The following is a 16850-nucleotide window of genomic DNA, read 5'->3' on the forward strand; positions in this document are numbered from 1 at the left end:
TCCATTGAAAATGCCCGGATACAACCTGTCGCTATCGCCCTGCGATTTTCATCGGCGACAGCAACAGCGAGCCGCTGGCGATGTTACCCCGATAATCCACATCGGTGCCGCTACCCTGAATACCCTTGAGCATCTCCCCCAAATGCCCCGCAATGGTAAACTCTTGCAACGCTCCTTGTATGACGCCGTTCTCAAACCAGAAACCGCTGGCGCCACGAGAATAGTCTCCTGTCACCAGATTTACTCCCTGCCCCATGACTTCCGTGATCAGAATGCCTTTCGGCACCCGGGCCATCAACGCTGCCAGTGACTCGCCCGTATCGGTGATAGACAGGTTACGTACCCCGCCACCATTGCCGGTGGGGTCCATCTGCAAACGGCGACCGGCGTACAGGCCCAGTACATACTGGCGCAGCACGCCGTCCTCCACGAAAGACTGGGCGCAGGTGGGCAGGCCATCGCCATCGAAAGGGGCGGAGGCGTTTCCGGCAGACAGATGCGGGTTCTCCGTCAGGGCATAGCCCTTGGGCAACACCGCAGTCCCAATGCTGTCCTGCAGGAAGGAGCTGCGACGGAACAGGGCGCCGCCGCTGATGGCGGACACCAGGTGACCCAGCAGGCCGGATGCCACTTCCGGCGCAAAGATCACCGGCAATTCACCGGTCTCCGGAATGCTCGCCCCCAGCCGTGCCAGCGTTCTCTCGCGGGCCTTTTCGCCAATCTCTTCGGCGCTGGCCAGCCGCTCACCGATGCGGCCTCCGTCGTACCAGTAATCACGCTGCATGCCATCATCGTCTTCCGCCACCACGCTGCAGACCCGGCTATGATGGGTACCACGGTAGCCGTGCAGAAAACCTTCCGAGGTGGCAAAGACCCGCAGGCTGGCGCCACTGTTGATGGACGCGCCTTCAGAATTGACGATACGCTCATCATTGCGGGCAATGGTTTCACAGCGCAATGCCTCGTCGATGGCCGCCTGGGTATCCATTGCCCAGGGGTGATACAGGTCCAGGTCCGGCACCTCCCGAGCCAGCATCGAGGCCGGTGCCAGACCCGCATAACGATCTTCCTCGGTGTAGCGGGCAATGGAGGCCGCCGCCTGAATGGTGTCGCGCAGGCTGTCACGGTTGTCGTCGGAACTGCTGGCGTGGCCCTTGCGCTGGCCGCGGAACAGGGTCACCGACACCCCCCGGTCGCGGTGGAATTCCACGGTTTCCACCTCCCCTTGGCGCACATTGACCGAATATCCCTGGGACAGACTCACATTCACTTCTGCCCCATCGGCACCCTGCCGTTTCGCCTCTTCCAGCACCCAGGCGGCGGTATCTTCCGCCTGGCGTAATTGGGCAATATCCAGTACTGCTGTCGTTGCGGGGGAATCAGACATAAAATAGCGGTTCCGTAATCAGAAAAAGTCCGTCGGCAAGCTTCACGCAACACGCCGCACGCAAAACAGGAAAGCCGAAATCCAATGACCGAGTATAACGACGACCTGCTGACCAGCAAGACACAACAAAAACGCGATGACAGTGCTTTGCAGGAGCTGGGACTCTCGTTAATGGACATGAAGCCGGCGGAGCGCGAGCGACTGCCCTTGGGCGATGAACTGAAAAAAGCCCTGGACGAAGCAGCCCGCATCAACCACCACGAGGCTCGCCGTCGCCATGCCCAGTACATCGGCCGCCTGATGCGCGAATCCAACAGCGAGCAGATCATCCAGGCGCTGGAAGCGTTTCATGATCCGTTCCGCCAGCAACGGCTGACCAACTGGGTAGAACAGATCATGGCCTGCGACCAGCCCAGGGACGCCGAAAGCACCCTGCAGCAAGTCCTGGACTTCTTCCCCCACGGTGACCGCCAGCAACTGCGCAACCTGAGCCGTAACGCGCTCAAGGCCCGCATTGCCGACCCGACCACGGCGTCCGCCGCGGAAAAAGACAAGTTCAAACGCGAGCGACGCAAGCTGATGAGCTACCTGAACCAACTGGACAAAACCGCGCCGCTGTACTGAGAAGCGCTGCCTGCACACAGCGAGCAACACATCTACACGCAACACCCATCCGGGTGGCGTAGGGTGGATTAGCCTAAGCGTAATCCACCATGTTTTCCCCGCATTGCCCCCACCATGTGCGAAACCGAAGGTGGATTACGCTTAGGCTAATCCACCCTACGTTCCGATCACTCACGGGTTTTCGCTATTCACTGTTAACTGCTTTATTTCCCTGCCACCAGCGCAAAAATGCCTCCCCCACTGCCTTTTGCGGCATGGAGTGCGCATCGCCCTCAATGCCTTGCTCTTCCTCCATCCCCGAGACCTTCTCGTTGGCAGCAGCAAACCAGGCCTGCGGATCGGCGATGCCGGCCACCATATCCTCACCGTACAACGCCTTGCTGAACCAGGTACGGTCGGAGTCGTCACCGCAACCGAAGGAGGTACGATCCGACGCTGCAGAAGCAAACACAACCCGCTGCGGTGAAGCCAGGGCGTCTACCCATTTTCCGGAATAGCAGGCCGACACCACCAGCCATTGATGCTTTGCCTGCAGGCCATTCAGCCACTGTTTGCCGTCCGCCACGCTCAGATCATTAAGCTTGAGATTTCGATCATCCAGTAACAGGGCGCCCTCTTTGGAACCATGGCTGACCAGATGCACCATGAGCAGATCTTCTTGCGGATCCAGCAGGGCATCCAGCGCTTGCAGCGCTTCACGTACACTGGTTCGGGTCGCCAGAGGCAGATCATCGCTGCCGCCGTTGATCAAACGCACCTGCCGGCGGTTGAGATCAAATACCGAGCCCAGCCGTTCCGCCACCCAGTCCACTTCGCGGGCAAACACAGCCTCGGTGCCATCGCCACCTACCACCAGCAGGTAAACATCACGCACTCCCGGCCGCTGTGGCGCCAAGGATGACAACACCGACTGTAAACGGCTGGATTCGGTGTACAGGCGGGCCTCCATTTTTGCTGCCCGGGCATGGCGATTTTCCCGGTAGACCTGCTCACTGGCGTAATAGCGTCCACGCACGAAATACCCTTTTTCTTCCTGCGGCTCACCGTCGCCCTCAGCCGGCTGAGTGCGCGTGCCGCTGCCGTGAGCATGGCCGTTTTCAAACTTGCCACGAATCACCACGCCATCCGGGCGGGTCAGCACCCCCTGGCCGTGATAGGAAAAATAGCGAAATTCCCCTTCATAGCGGTAACCTTCCTCATCCCGGTAAGTGCCCTTGAGCAGCTCGCCATCCTCGAACCGGCCTTCATAGTGCGCGCCATCCTCGGTGACCCAGATTCCCTGGCCATGGGGGGCGAAATCACGGAATTTGCCCTGGTAAGAGCCGCCGCTCTCATAGCTGACGGTGCCCTCAATCAGCTCACCCTGTTCGAAGCGCCCCTGCCAGGTGGCATCGTCACAGGTGAACTGCCCTTCCCCGTGCAGGACGCCGTCGACAAACTGACCTTGATGAGCGCAGCCGCGCCGATCCACCAGCTTGCCGTGACCATTAAGCCGCCCTTCGCGGAATTCCCCTTCGTAGTAGCGACCATCCGGCCAGGTCAGCGTACCTTCGCCGTGGAAGAGATCATCTCGGGTATCGCCGTCATACACCGCCCCGTCCGGCAAACGCACATCCGCCGGCCACTGCACCGGATCACAGCCAACCAGCGCAACCAGAACCATTCCAAGGCAGAATACTTTCATCGGCAAACCCGTAACGTGTTTATTAGCGTTTGTTATCCTACCGGTAATTTGAACTGGGCCAGCTGTGACGAAGTGCGACGCAGATGCAGGCATAACAGGCGGGCAATGTTTTCCATGATCAGACTGACCGCATGGGGGCTGCGTTTACGCAATTGCTCGATACCCTTGCGGGTGAGCACGATCAGGGTGGCATCCTCGGCGGCACGGACTGTAGCCGATCGGGGCTCGTTATCCACCAGCGCCATCTCGCCCATGGAATCACCCGGCCGTAAATGGGCAATCACCACCTCGCCACCGGCTTCGCTGTTCTTGACGATATCCAGACAACCGCGCACCACAAAGCAGACAAAATCACTGCGGTCCCCTTCCCGGCATACCGGTTCCCCGGCAGGAACCCGGTTAACAAATACCAGCTTTTCCAGTACCGCCAGTTCTTCATCACTGAGCCCGGCGAACAGACGCATGCGTGACAGAACGTCCAGTACCTGGGACATCAGGCAGTGCCCCCCACGGTGAGGGCGTCCACACGCAGGGTGGGCTGACCCACGCCCACCGGCACGGACTGGCCATCCTTGCCGCAAACGCCGATGCCACTGTCCAGGGCCAGATCATTACCGACCATGGAGATGCGGCTCATCACTTCCGCGCCGCTACCGATCAGGGTGGCGCCTTTCACCGGGCAGACGATTTTGCCCTTCTCCACCAGGTAGGCTTCGCTGGTGGAAAAGACAAAACGCCCGGACGTGATATCCACCTGGCCACCTCCGAAGTTCACCGCGTAAATGCCGCGATCGAGACTGGCAACAATATCCTGCGGATCACTCTCACCGGGCAGCATGTAGGTGTTGGTCATGCGTGGCATGGGCAGGTGGGCATAGGATTCCCGCCGGCCGTTACCGGTGGGCGCCACACCCATCAGCCGGGCGTTGGTCTTGTCCTGCATGAAACCCACCAACTTGCCGTTTTCGATCAGGGTATTGCAGGCGGTAGGGGTGCCTTCGTCGTCGATGGTCAGAGAGCCTCGGCGATCCGGCAGGGTGCCATCGTCCACCACGGTACACAGGGGCGACGCCACCTGCTGGCCAAATTTCTTGGCAAACATGGAAGTGCCCTTGCGATTGAAATCGCCTTCCAGGCCATGGCCCACCGCTTCGTGCAACAGCACACCGGGCCAGCCCGGCCCCAATACCACCGGCATGGTGCCTGCCGGTGCTGCTTCGGCTTCCAGGTTCAGCAAGGCGCCACGTACGGCTTCCCGGGCCCAGGTTTCGATACGCTCTTCCTGCAACAGCCAGTCGTAGGCCACCCGACCACCACCGCCGGCACTGCCGCGCTCGCGGCGGCCATTGCGTTCGGCGATCACGCTCACATTGCAGCGGATCAATGGCCGCACATCCGCCGCCAGGGTGCCGTCACTGGCGACCACCATGATCACATCCTGTTCAGCACTGAGGCTGGCCGTGACTTCCACGATGGCCGGGTCCAGTGAGCGGGCCAAGGCATCGATACGTTGCAGCAGGGCCACCTTGTCTTCGGCGGGCCAGCCCAGTAGCGGATCAATGGCGGCATAACGGGCCGGCACCGCCCGACTGGCAAGCTGGATCTGCCGGTCCTGACCATGTCGGGTAATGGCACGGGCGGCACCGCTGGCCTGCTGCAACGCGTCCAGGGTGATGTCATCACTATAGGCAAACCCGGTCTTATCGCCCTGGACAATGCGCACACCGGCGCCGCGCTCGGTATTGAAGCTGGCATCACGGACGATACCGTCTTCCAGCACCCAGGCCTCATGGCGGCTGTGCTGGAAATACATGTCGGCATAATCTGCCTGGCCGGTCAGTTTGCCGTTCAGCAGCGACGCCAATTGCGGGGTGTGCAGGTTTGCCGGCGCCAGCAGTACGGACTCGGCAATGGATAGGGCGTCGTTATGTGTCATAGGGTCCTTCAATTCGGAATCGTTGATGCTGTTGAACCGGCATGCTTTGCCGAAGCTCATTCATGGTAGCAAGGTCCAGCTCGGCCACAAGAGCACCGGGAGAATCGCTCAGACTATCCACCACCCGGCCCCAGGGGTCCACCAGCATGGAATGCCCATAGGTGGCCCGACGCGGGCCGTGCTGGCCGCACTGGTTGGCGCCCAGCACATAACAGCCGGTCTGTACCGCCGTGGCACGCAGCAGCAGTTGCCAGTGGGCCGCGCCGGTGACCGCGGTAAAGGCAGAGGGATACACCAACAGATGCGCCCCGGCGGCAACCAGCCGCTGGGCAAGCGCCGGAAAGCGCAGGTCATAACAGATCGCCATGCCCACCTGCAGATCACCCAGAGTGGTGGTCACCACCTCCTGGCCGGGCTCAAAAAAATCCGACTCACGGTAACGACCCTGGGCATCCTGCACATCCGCATCGAACAGGTGCAGCTTGTCGTAGCGGGCCAGGCATTCCCCGGCAGCGTTTACCGCGATGGAACAGGTGCGCACAAGTGGTGATGGTACCGGCTGCCCATCCGGGCGCTGCAGTGCAGGCAGACTGCCGCCAATGATCGCCATGTCCAGGCTGCTGGCCTGCTCACACAACCAGCCGACCAGCTCGTCATGACGCTCACCCAGCACCCGGTAATCAACGCCGTAGCCGGCGAAATTTTCCGGCAACACGGCCAGCTCGGCACCCTTTTGCCGGGCCTCGGCCAGTAGCGCTCCCGCCTGGCGCAGGTTGTCATCGGGCTGCTTGCCGCTGGTCATCTGGATGGCGGCAATTTGATAGCGTTGCACCGTCATTCGAATATCCCCTCGGTTTCTTTCACTTGTGGGCTGCTCCAGTTACCGGTTACCCGGTATTCCATGGTGGTTGTCTTGTCGAGCCGGTCGCCCCAGATCCGCTCCACCACAAAAATACCCGCACAGGCTGCCGGCCCTGCCAGACAGCCCGCATACAGGTTACTGGACAATGGCAGGGTCACCTCCATGTTGTGATCCAGGGTTTCCTTTTCCAGATCAATGGCACCCTTGACGCGAATCGCGGCTGAGGGCGAATCAATGGCCAGATTGGATGTAGCCACCCGGGGGCCATCAATGGAGAAGTCGCCAGTAATGCTGTCGCAGCTCATGCCCTTCTTGTACAGGTCCGAGAAATCCAGCCGTAAACGACGCTGGATCGTGCCGATATTGAGAATACCCAGCAGGCGCAGGAATGAGGTTTTGGTATCGGTATCCGGAATCCGGCATTCCCCGATATCCACCTGGGTCTGCCCCTCCAGGGCCAGATAATTCATATTCAACGGCCAGTCTGTCCAGCCAAGCACAACTTGCGCGCGGGCATCGTCGGACTCGATCAGTGCCGGCATACCCCAGGCGTTCAGGGAGCGGCCAAGATTGTCCGAGGACAGGCTGCCGTTGAAGCGGCTGTAAGACTTGCCGGCCTCCTCGGTCCAGTCCAGCGTGCCCTGAAAACGGCTGGATCGCCAGCGCCCGTCCAGATCGGAAATACGCACGCCCTGTTTCACCGGCCGCACCTTGCCTTGCCACTGGCCGTAGTCCTCACCGTTGATAACGATACTGTTGAAATCCGCATCCAGCGGCGGCAGTGTCAGCGGCGACACCGGTGCGGTTTCCCCGTCATCGCCGAGCGCTCCCTCGGGCAGCTTCAGATTGAGGCGGGACACCGACATGGCAAGCGGCGCCTCACCCCGGGCCGTGAAGCCATCCGGAATGCGCACAGACCCGGCCACCGCACGGCTACTCAGCGCCATATCCCAGCCAGCCACCGCCGGCAGCACCGAGAGCCGGGTATCGGCTACCTCCATGCCAAACAGATCCAGGCGATCCACCTGCAGGCTGACCTTGCTCAGGGAGGCATCGGCGGTAGCCACCCCGCCACCACTGCCAGCATTCAGTGAAGGCATCAGCCGGTTACCGATAAAGTCGATCCAGGGCTCCACACTGGCGTTAGCCAGCCGGCCGCGTACCTGAATCCCCTCGGCGGGCACCTGCAAGGTGCCGCTGCCCAGCAGCAGATCACCACGCACGCGCTTGTCGATGCGAAACGCCCCTCGCAGCAGCCCGCCGTATTCCATGTCCAGCGCCAGACGTCTGCCCGGATTACTGAGCCGGATATCCAGCGGTCGGGTTGCCTCGGCAGACTTGCCGAGCGGCGCCGGTGCATCCACGGTAATCCCTTTCATCGACGAGGCCGCTCGCAGGGAAAACGGGGTGCCCTGCCAGGGAATCTGCACAGTCAGCCCCAGCGGTAATTGCCCGGACAGAGGCTTCAGCCAGGGAAAGCCCAGCCAGTTTGCCGCCTGCTTCATGGGCAGGCTGCCATCGAGCTGCAAGCGGCTGCGGCCATCACGGGTCAGCCACTGGCCACCGAATTGCCCCCCCAGGGCCCGGGCCTGCAGGCGGTCGATCTGCATGCCATCACGCGAATGAAAATAGACCGGTGCCGAGGCCTCGGTTACCTGCAGTTTGCGCGGCGTATTGTTAAGAGTGGCATCGTTCACCTGGGCATCCACAATCACCACCGGTGTGCCGCTGCCTTTTTGCAGGGGAATATCCAGCAACAGATACCCCGCCATGCTGCCGTCTCGGAAACGCCAATCCAGCAGTTCTTCAGGGAGCTGTTTACGCAGAGGGGTATCCTGAAACAGCGTATCCAGATCCTTGACCGGCCCTCGAGCCCGACCGGAAATAATCAGCCTCGGCGTCTCGCCGGTGGCAAAATCCGGCACATCAACGTGTACGTCCTGCAGCTCGCTACCCAGCAATGTCCCGCTGCGAGCCAGCCCGCGAACCTGGCGGCCGTTGATCAGCACATCCGCCGACACGTCACTGGCTACCGGCCAATCCGGCAGAAAAGACAAGCGCACATCGCTGGCCTGATAACGCATCTGCAAGGTGCGATCCTGCTGGCGGCTCTTGTCGATTTTCACCGGCCCCTGATAAAGAATCTGCCCACGCTGCAGATGGCCGCCCTGGATGGCTTGTCCGAGCCAGCCGGACAGCCCCTCGGGTAACCGCTTGAGCGGCATGTAATGACTGGCGCGGGCGCCGTTGCCTTCGTAGATTTCTGCCGCCAGGCGCAATTGCGGAATCTGCTCGGGGCGCAGAGTGAGCTGCATGAGCGCCTCACCATGGGCATCCGGATTGACCACGCGCAACCGCCCGGAGCGCACCAACAGCTGCTCGCCATCACGCCGCCAGTCCAGCAGCCCGCTGACCTGGCCACCCAGGGCATGGTCATAAAGCCGCGGAAATTGCAGGCTCAGATTGTCGCTGTGCAGATGCGCCTGCCCTTCGGAAGGACTGCCCGACACCCAGCCGGAAAGCCCCTGTACACCGGGTATCCGGTCCTGCGCCTGGCTCGACAGACCCGTGAAGCGCAACTGGAATTTCTCCACTTGCCGGGCACGGCCCTGCACATAAACACCATCCAGCAGCCCCCGTGGCGCCTGCACCGTCAAACGTTCACGGACCTGTTGCAGGTTCCCGGGCACGGCAAAAGGCCACTGCTGAAACTGCTGACTGAGCGCATGGAGAGGCAATTCATTGCCCCGGAACTGCCATTGCCGCTGCTCCCCCCGGGTCTGCCAGCGCAGCGCCAGGTCTCCCAGGTTGAGGGTGCCGGCCGGCGAATCAGCGGCCAGGTTGGTCAGGGACAGAGTCGCCCTCTCGCCGTCACGAACCAGGGCCAGCCGCGCCGACAGCTCGGTCATGGGCCAGTCCTGACCGTTCTGCTGCAAAGTCAGGGCAGGGAGATTGAGATTGATGCGGGCATCATGGGGCTGCCCCTGTTTCAGGGTTGACCATACCTTCAGGCGGCCATCCAGGGCTGCCACCTGCACCGGCCAGCCCAGTTCCTCGGGCAGCCACTCATGCAGCCGCTCGCCCTTGAGGCTGGCGTAGAGATCCGCTTCCACCTCTTGCAGGGAAAACGCATCGCCATGCAGATGAATGCGCGCCTGCAGGGACAGGGGCCGATCACGGGCCTCCAGATTCAGCGCCAGCCGGTGCTCATCCCCCCGATTGATCAGGGTGGCTTCCAGCTCGGAGGCCGCCAGTGGCGGCATACCCGGCCACTCCATGGACAAACGGGCATCGCTGATCACCAGCAACTGCTGGCGGTAAAACAGGGTGAGAATACGCTCCAGCGGCGGCCGCTGCTCCGGGTCATTGCTGCCCAGCGCCTCCAGGCCACGCAGACGGATACTGCCATCCTCGCCGCGCACCAGATGCAGCTCCACCCCATGAATGCGCAGCTCCTTGAGCACCAGATCCCGGTGCAACAAAGAACGGAACACGTCGATGCCCAGCACCACCTCGTCCAGCTCCAGCGCGGTGTCGCCTTCAGGGGCCGGCAGGCGAATCTGACGGGCCACAAACTGGGGCACCAGGCCGGACATCTTGCCGTCTAGCTCGGCGATGGTCAGCGGTGTCTGGATACGTTCTTCAAAGAGCACTTCCAGTCGTTCGCGATAATCCGGTACCAGCAGCATCAACTGGCGGCCGACCACCACATAGGCCGCCATCAGCAGCAGCAAGGCCACCGTCAGCCACCAGAGGGACGGATAAAGTCGATGCCAGCGATTGGGTCGGGTCGAGGCCATAGTCAGTTGGTTTGCCAATAACGAATGCCGACCTGATCCAGCAGTTCCACCATCTGTTCCAGCGGCAGGCCGACTACCCCACTGTAACTGCCCGTCAACGAGGCCACCAGCGCTGCGCCCAGCCCCTGAATGCCATAACCTCCCGCCTTGTCAGCGCCTTCGCCGGTATCCACATAAGCCTGCAGGTGCACCTCATCAAGATGGCGGAATTGCACCCGGGTAATGGCGTACCGTACCTCCAGCTGTCCCCGGTGCGACAACGCCAGCGCAGACATGACCTGATGCTCGTTCCCGTTGAGAGCCTTCAGCATGGCCAGCGCCTGTTCCTTATCCGCCGGCTTGCCCAGTATCTCGTCACCCAGCACCACTGCTGTATCAGCCCCGAGCACAGCGCCGAGCGGCTGGCCATGGGCTGCCACCGCACCGGCCTGGGCCTTCTCCCGGGCCATCCGGCAGACATACTCCAGGGGCGGCTCCTGCGGCAACGGGGTTTCATCGATATCCGGAGCGGGCAGCACGGAAAAGGGAACAGCGATCTGCCGTAGCAGCTCTGCCCGACGTGGCGAACCTGAGGCGAGATAAAGAATCATAGGATCAGAAAAAATGGATAATTGATAATGGGTAATTGATAACGAAACTGACGGAGCACCCACGTATTACTACGAGCAGTTGGCGGTTTTCGCTATCAATTCTCAATTATCAACTGTCAATTGCTCTTCAGCGTACTAGAAAACGCAGCTGCACCCAGCGCAATAGCGCACAGACCGGACGCCAAAGCACTGCGCTGGTCAGGGAAGCATAAAGAATGGTGTAAGGCGGATACAGGGTACGGCCCACAGATTCCTGCACCAGAAATGCCAGTAGGCTGACGGTACCCACTAGCAGGAAGACCACGGCACACTGCTGCAGCGAGGTAAATACCCGCATGCGCTTGTAGGCGGCCAGCATCACAAAGGCACCCAGCGCATAGGCCAGCCCCCATTGCCCCAGCGTGGTACCCACCAGCACATCGTGATACAGGCCAACAAAGAAGCCCCACAACACACCGATGCGGCTGGGCAATTCCAGCACCCAGTAAACCAGCACCAGCAGCATCCACTCCGGGCGCACCCAGTTGACGCTTTCCGGTAGCGGCACCACTTCCAGCAACGCGGCGATCAGCAAGGTGACGATAATGACACCGGTACCGGCGGGACGATCATGCATCATTGACGGCCTCCGGATCAGGTACCGGAATCAGGGGTTTCTCTGTGGGCTGCACCAGCAGCACATGGCTGGCCCGGTCTACCCGGGCGGTGGGCCGGGCGGTTATTTCCGCGAAAGGTGCACCGGACTGGTGGCGCACGGTGGTGACCGTGGCCACGGGATAGCCGCGCGGATAACGCTGGCCCAAGCCGGTGCTCACCAACAGGTCGCCCTCGCGGATGTCCGCCGTATCCGGCACGTAGAGCAGCTTGAGCCCATCGGACTGACCGGTGCCGGCGAGGACCGCACGCACGCCGTTGCGATTCACCTGTACGCTCATGGCGTGGCTGGCATCGGTGACCAGCAGCACCCGGGCGCTGAGCGGCCCCGCATCCACCACCTGACCGATCAACCCCTGGGCATCCAGCACCGCCTGCCCCCGGGAAACCTGATCACCCCGGCCCTTGTTGATGACCAGCTCCTGGCGGTTCGGATCCGGATCCACGCCGATGATCTCGGCCACCAGCACATTGGCATCCAGATCCGCCGAGGAGTTAAGCAACTCACGTAGACGCACGTTTTCCGCTTCCAGCACCGCCAGACGCTGAACCTTCTGTTCCAGAATCAGGGCCTGGCGCTGCAGACGCCGGTTTTCATCCATCAGGGAGCCGCGGCTCTGGGTCTGTTCGGACAGCCACTCACTGGAGTCCACCGGCAGGTGGGCCAGATAATGAATAGGGGCGGTGAGATAGCCGAGCACATGCCGCACGGGCGCAGCCCAGGGGGTGCGCTGGTCCAGCACCATCATGATGATGGCCAGAACCAGCGCGATCAGCAGTCGGTAGGTAGGATTGGCCGGGGCAGCCATGGGCGATTACCCCATGGCCAGCATATCGAAACCCTGGCTGTCCATCAGCTCCAGCGCCTTGCCGCCCCCACGGGCCACACAGGTCAGAGGATCATCGGCGACAATCACCGGCAAACCGGTTTCTTCGCTGATCAGCCGGTCGATATCACGGAGCAAGGCGCCACCACCGGTAATCACCAGGCCACGCTCGGCGATATCGGAGGCCAGTTCCGGCGGCGAGGCTTCCAGCGCGTTTTTCACCGCATTGACGATGGCCGCCAGCGGTTCTTTCAACGCTTCCAGGATTTCCTCGGAATTCAGGGTGAAGCTGCGCGGCACCCCTTCAGCCAGGTTACGGCCGCGCACGTCGATCTCGCGGATCTCGGAACCCGGATAGGCGGTACCGATTTCATGCTTGATACGCTCGGCGGTGGATTCACCGATCAGCGAGCCGTATTCCTTACGCACAAAGGCCACAATCGCTTCGTCGAAACGGTCGCCACCGATACGCACGGACTCGGAATAGACCACGCCGTTCAGGGAAATCAGGGCAATCTCGGTGGTACCACCACCAATGTCCACCACCATGGAGCCGCGCGCTTCCTCTACCGGCAGACCGGCACCAATGGCCGCAGCCATGGGCTCTTCAATCAGATAGACATCGCGGGCCCCGGCGCCGTAGGCGGAATCCTGGATAGCCCGACGCTCCACCTGGGTGGATTTGCAGGGCACGCACACCAGCACGCGGGGCGCCGGCGGGAAGAACCCGGTGTCGTGGACCTTCTTGATAAAGTACTGGAGCATTTTCTCGGTGACATCGAAGTCAGCGATCACCCCATCCTTCATGGGACGGATGGCGGTAATGTTGCCGGGAGTACGACCCAGCATACGCTTTGCATCGGCCCCCACGGCAGCCACACTCTTCTGGGCGCCATGGTGACGAATGGCCACCACGGACGGCTCGTCCAGGACGATGCCGCGGCCACGTACATATATAAGGGTGTTGGCGGTCCCCAAATCGATGGACAAATCGGTGGAGAACATCCCCCGAATACGCTTGATCATGGACATCTCTGGCGTGTTTCCTGAAATTTTCGCGAAAAAACGACACCGGGCGGGAAAAAACCGGGCATCTCACAAGATGGCGCAACTCTAGCAATGGCAGGGGCATTGGGCAAGCTGACACTACGGCTTTTACGCTGGTGGGCAGTGGCCCCGGACAGGCGGTCTATGGTACTTTTTGCGGCTTTCCAGACCCGCATTAGCTTATCTCTGCCCAGCGCAGAGAATCCCAACGGAGAGAATCATGGCCATTGATTCCAAGGTGGTAGCCCAGGTGGCGCATCTGGCGCGCCTGAAAGTGGATGAATCAGACAGCGGCGCCCTGTCTGACCGCCTCAATGACATTCTTGCCATGGTGGACCAACTGCAGCAGGCCGATGTGACTGATGTGGCGCCCATGGCCCACCCGCTGGACGTCACCCAGCCCCTGCGTGAAGACGAAGTCAGCGAGCCCAACGTGCGCGACAAGGCACTGGACATCGCCCCCGCTGCCGAAGACGGCTGTTTCCTGGTTCCCCGGGTGATTGAGTAAAAAGGTGATGAGCAACGCCATGCACAACAAGACACTGACAGAACTCAAGGCCGGTCTGGCTGCCGGGGACTTCTCCTCCCGGGAGCTCACCGAGCACTTCCTGGCCCGCATTCAGCAACACGACGGCGAGCTGAACAGCTTCATTTCCGTGACCGCAGAGCAGGCACTGGCCCAGGCGGATGCCGCCGATACTGCCCTCGCGGCTGGCAACGGCGGCCTGCTCACCGGCCTGCCCCTCGCCCACAAGGACATTTTCTGCACCGAGGGCGTGCGCACCAGCTGCGGCTCGAAGATGCTGGACTCCTTTATTGCCCCCTATACCGCCACGGTGGTGGAAAAGATGGCCGCCGAAGGCGCGGTGATGCTGGGCAAGACCAATATGGACGAGTTCGCCATGGGCTCTTCCAACGAGACCAGCTACTACGGCCCGGTGAAAAACCCCTGGGACCTGGAGCGGGTACCCGGTGGCTCCTCCGGTGGTGCCGCCGCCTGCCTGGGTGCACGCCTGGCCCCCGGTGCCACCGGCACCGACACCGGCGGCTCGATTCGCCAGCCAGCGGCCCTGAACAACATTACCGGGCTCAAGCCCACCTACGGCCGGGTGTCCCGCTGGGGCATGATCGCCTTCGCCTCCAGCCTGGACCAGGCTGGCCCCATGGCCCAGAGCGCTGAAGACTGCGCCCTGATGCTGCAGGCCATGGCCGGTCACGACCAGCGTGACTCCACCAGCCTCGATGAAAAGGTGGATGACTATCTCGGCGCCCTGAACAACGACATCAGTGGCCTGACCATTGGCATCCCGGAAGAGTTTTTCCCGGACACGCTGGATGGCGCCATCGCCGACAACAGCCGCGCCGCGATTCGCGAACTGGAAAAACTGGGCGCCAAGGTGGTGTCCGTATCGCTGCCCAGCATCAAGCTGTCGGTACCGGCCTACTATGTGATCGCCCCGGCGGAAGCCAGCTCCAATTTGAGCCGCTTCGACGGCGTGCGTTTCGGCCATCGCTGTGACGACCCGAAAGATCTGGAAGACCTGTACAAACGCTCCCGCTCCGAAGGCTTCGGCGACGAAGTGAAACGCCGTATTCTGGTCGGTGCCTACGCCCTGTCAGCCGGCTACTACGATGCCTACTACCGCCGCGCCCAGCAGGTCCGTCGCCTGATTCGTGATGACTTTGCACGCGCCTTCGAAAAAGTGGACGTGCTGATGGGTCCCACCGCTCCGGAAACCGCCTTCAAACTGGGCGCCAAGAAAGACGACCCGGTGAGCATGTATATGGCCGACGTGTTCACCATCGGCGTTAACCTGGCCGGCCTGCCGGCGTTGTCCATGCCCACCGGTTTTATCAATGGCCTACCCACCGGCACCCAGGTGATCGGCAACTATTTCCGGGAAGGACAAATCCTCAACGTGGCGCACAAATATCAGCAGGCCACCGACTGGCATAAACAGGCACCCGCTTTTGGAGGTGACCAATGAGTTGGGAAGTCGTGATCGGTCTGGAAATTCATGTCCAGCTCAACACCGTCAGCAAACTGTTTTCCGGCAGCAAACTGTCCACCGGCGCCGAGCCGAATACCCAGGCATCATTGGTAGACCTGGGCATGCCCGGCACCCTGCCGGTGGTGAACAAGGAAGCGGTGCGCAAGGCCGCACTGTTCGGTCTGGCCATCAATGCGGACATCTGTCGCCACAGTGTGTTTGAACGGAAAAATTATTTTTATCCGGATCTGCCGAAGGGCTATCAAACCACTCAGTTAGCCGAACCTATTGTCGGTGCCGGCGTCGTGGAAATTCAGCTGGAAAGCGGCGAAAAGAAAAACGTGCGCATCCACCATGCGCATCTGGAAGAAGACGCAGGGAAATCCTTGCACGAAGACTTCCATGGCATGACCGGCATCGACCTGAACCGGGCCGGCACGCCGCTGATCGAAGTGGTCACGGAACCGGATATGTCCAATGCCGAAGAAGCGGTGGCATTCGCTCGCAAACTACACGCCATCGTCACCTCTATCGGCATCTGCGATGGCGACATGTCCCAGGGCAACATGCGTTTTGATGTGAACGTATCCATCCGCAAGCCCGGCGATGAACTGGGCACCCGTACCGAGACCAAAAACCTGAACTCTTTCCGCTTCATGGAAAAAGCCATTGCGCTGGAAGTGGAACGACAGATTGATGTGCTCGAAGACGGCGGCGAAATCGTGCAGGAGACCCGTCTCTACAATGGCGACACGCACACCGCCCGCTCCATGCGCAGCAAGGAAGATGCCAACGACTACCGCTACTTCCCCTGCCCGGATCTGCTCCCGGTAGCCATTACCGACGCAGATATCGAGGCACTGAAAGCCGCCATGCCGGAACTGCCCAATGCGCGCAAGGCTCGTTTCATCGACGACTATCAGTTGTCCGAGTACGACGCCGATCTGTTGTCCGGCTCCGTCGCCACCGCCACCTTCTTTGAAGCGGTCACCAAGGCTGGCGGCGACGCCAAGCTGGCAGCCAACTGGGTGATGGGTGAAATGGCCGCCAGGTTGAACGCGGAAGAAAAAACCATCAGCGACAGCCCTGTTTCTGCCGAACAACTGGGGCAACTGATTGCCCGCCTCAAGGACGACACTATCAGTTCCAAAATTGCCAAGCAGGTATTCGAAGCCTGCTGGGCCGGCGAAGGTGACCCGGATGCCATCATTGAAGCCAAGGGCCTCAAGCAGATGAGCGACAGCGGCGAGCTGGAAAAAATCGTCGATGACATCATCGCCAACAACGCCGCCCAGGTTGAAGATTACCGCAACTCTGACGATGCCAAGAAAAAGAAAAAAATCGGTTTCTTTGTGGGCCAGGCAATGAAGGCGACACAGGGCAAAGCAAACCCGCAGCAATTGAACCAGTTATTGCAGAAAAAACTGCAATAACGCATCACACCCACA

Annotated in this window: 14 protein-coding genes; 4 read left to right on the plus strand and 10 right to left on the minus strand. The window is 61.1% G+C overall.

Annotated features, from left to right (window positions below):
• Positions 1-31 precede the first annotated feature (31 nt).
• Positions 32-1387 (minus strand): metalloprotease PmbA, encoded by a 1356-nt coding sequence (gene pmbA / locus B3Q33_RS07945; protein ID WP_272962118.1) that lies wholly within the window; start codon positions 1385-1387, stop codon positions 32-34.
• 84 nt (positions 1388-1471) lie between these two features.
• Here pmbA and yjgA point away from each other — a divergent pair, with 84 nt between their 5' ends.
• On the plus strand, positions 1472-2011 hold the full coding sequence (gene yjgA / locus B3Q33_RS07950; RefSeq protein ID WP_035248101.1) for a ribosome biogenesis factor YjgA: 540 nt from the start codon (positions 1472-1474) through the stop codon (positions 2009-2011).
• A 184-nt stretch (positions 2012-2195) separates the two neighbouring features.
• Here yjgA and B3Q33_RS07955 read toward each other — a convergent pair whose 3' ends face one another.
• The 9 genes from B3Q33_RS07955 to B3Q33_RS07995 all read right to left on the minus strand — a co-directional run bounded on the left by B3Q33_RS07955 (position 2196) and on the right by B3Q33_RS07995 (position 13390).
• A complete protein-coding gene (locus B3Q33_RS07955) occupies positions 2196-3695 on the minus strand; it encodes a C13 family peptidase (protein ID WP_035248104.1) in 1500 nt (499 codons plus the stop codon).
• Between the two features lie 32 nt (positions 3696-3727).
• Positions 3728-4189, minus strand: a complete 462-nt coding sequence (locus tag B3Q33_RS07960) for a Crp/Fnr family transcriptional regulator (protein ID WP_035248106.1) — start codon at positions 4187-4189, stop codon at positions 3728-3730.
• On the minus strand, positions 4189-5631 hold the full coding sequence (tldD, locus tag B3Q33_RS07965; protein WP_272962117.1) for a metalloprotease TldD: 1443 nt from the start codon (positions 5629-5631) through the stop codon (positions 4189-4191). The genes B3Q33_RS07960 and tldD overlap by 1 nt, the downstream gene beginning before the upstream one ends.
• Positions 5621-6469, minus strand: coding sequence for a carbon-nitrogen hydrolase family protein (locus B3Q33_RS07970; RefSeq protein ID WP_273010205.1), 849 nt, complete (start codon positions 6467-6469; stop codon positions 5621-5623). Before B3Q33_RS07970 ends, tldD begins: the two co-directional genes overlap by 11 nt.
• Positions 6466-10293 carry a YhdP family protein gene (locus B3Q33_RS07975; RefSeq protein ID WP_272962115.1) on the minus strand — a complete coding sequence of 1276 codons (3828 nt, stop codon included), beginning with the start codon at positions 10291-10293 and terminating at the stop codon, positions 6466-6468. The genes B3Q33_RS07970 and B3Q33_RS07975 overlap by 4 nt, the downstream gene beginning before the upstream one ends.
• Before the next feature lie 2 nt (positions 10294-10295).
• A complete protein-coding gene (locus B3Q33_RS07980; RefSeq protein WP_035248112.1) occupies positions 10296-10883 on the minus strand; it encodes a Maf family protein in 588 nt (195 codons plus the stop codon).
• A gap of 127 nt (positions 10884-11010) precedes the next feature.
• Entirely contained in the window at positions 11011-11502 is a 492-nt protein-coding gene (gene mreD / locus B3Q33_RS07985; protein WP_035248113.1) for a rod shape-determining protein MreD, read from the minus strand.
• The gene (gene mreC, locus B3Q33_RS07990) at positions 11492-12346 is read right to left on the minus strand and encodes a rod shape-determining protein MreC (RefSeq protein WP_035248115.1); all 855 of its coding nucleotides are present in this window, start codon (positions 12344-12346) and stop codon (positions 11492-11494) included. Before mreC ends, mreD begins: the two co-directional genes overlap by 11 nt.
• 6 nt (positions 12347-12352) lie before the next feature.
• Positions 12353-13390 (minus strand): rod shape-determining protein, encoded by a 1038-nt coding sequence (locus B3Q33_RS07995; RefSeq protein WP_035248243.1) that lies wholly within the window; start codon positions 13388-13390, stop codon positions 12353-12355.
• A gap of 241 nt (positions 13391-13631) precedes the next feature.
• Here B3Q33_RS07995 and gatC point away from each other — a divergent pair, with 241 nt between their 5' ends.
• Genes gatC through gatB form a run of 3 tightly spaced genes read left to right on the plus strand, consistent with a single transcriptional unit; the run spans position 13632 to position 16835 of the window.
• Complete coding sequence (gene gatC, locus B3Q33_RS08000) at positions 13632-13919, plus strand: Asp-tRNA(Asn)/Glu-tRNA(Gln) amidotransferase subunit GatC (RefSeq protein ID WP_035248117.1); 288 nt, start codon at positions 13632-13634, stop codon at positions 13917-13919.
• A gap of 19 nt (positions 13920-13938) precedes the next feature.
• Entirely contained in the window at positions 13939-15399 is a 1461-nt protein-coding gene (gatA, locus tag B3Q33_RS08005) for an Asp-tRNA(Asn)/Glu-tRNA(Gln) amidotransferase subunit GatA (RefSeq protein ID WP_273010204.1), read from the plus strand.
• Complete coding sequence (gene gatB / locus B3Q33_RS08010; protein ID WP_272962112.1) at positions 15396-16835, plus strand: Asp-tRNA(Asn)/Glu-tRNA(Gln) amidotransferase subunit GatB; 1440 nt, start codon at positions 15396-15398, stop codon at positions 16833-16835. The genes gatA and gatB overlap by 4 nt, the downstream gene beginning before the upstream one ends.
• The last annotated feature ends 15 nt before the right edge of the window (positions 16836-16850 follow it).

Origin of the sequence: Alcanivorax sp. UBA3183 (assembly GCF_002364155.1) — a bacterium.
GTDB lineage: Bacteria > Pseudomonadota > Gammaproteobacteria > Pseudomonadales > Alcanivoracaceae > Alcanivorax > Alcanivorax jadensis.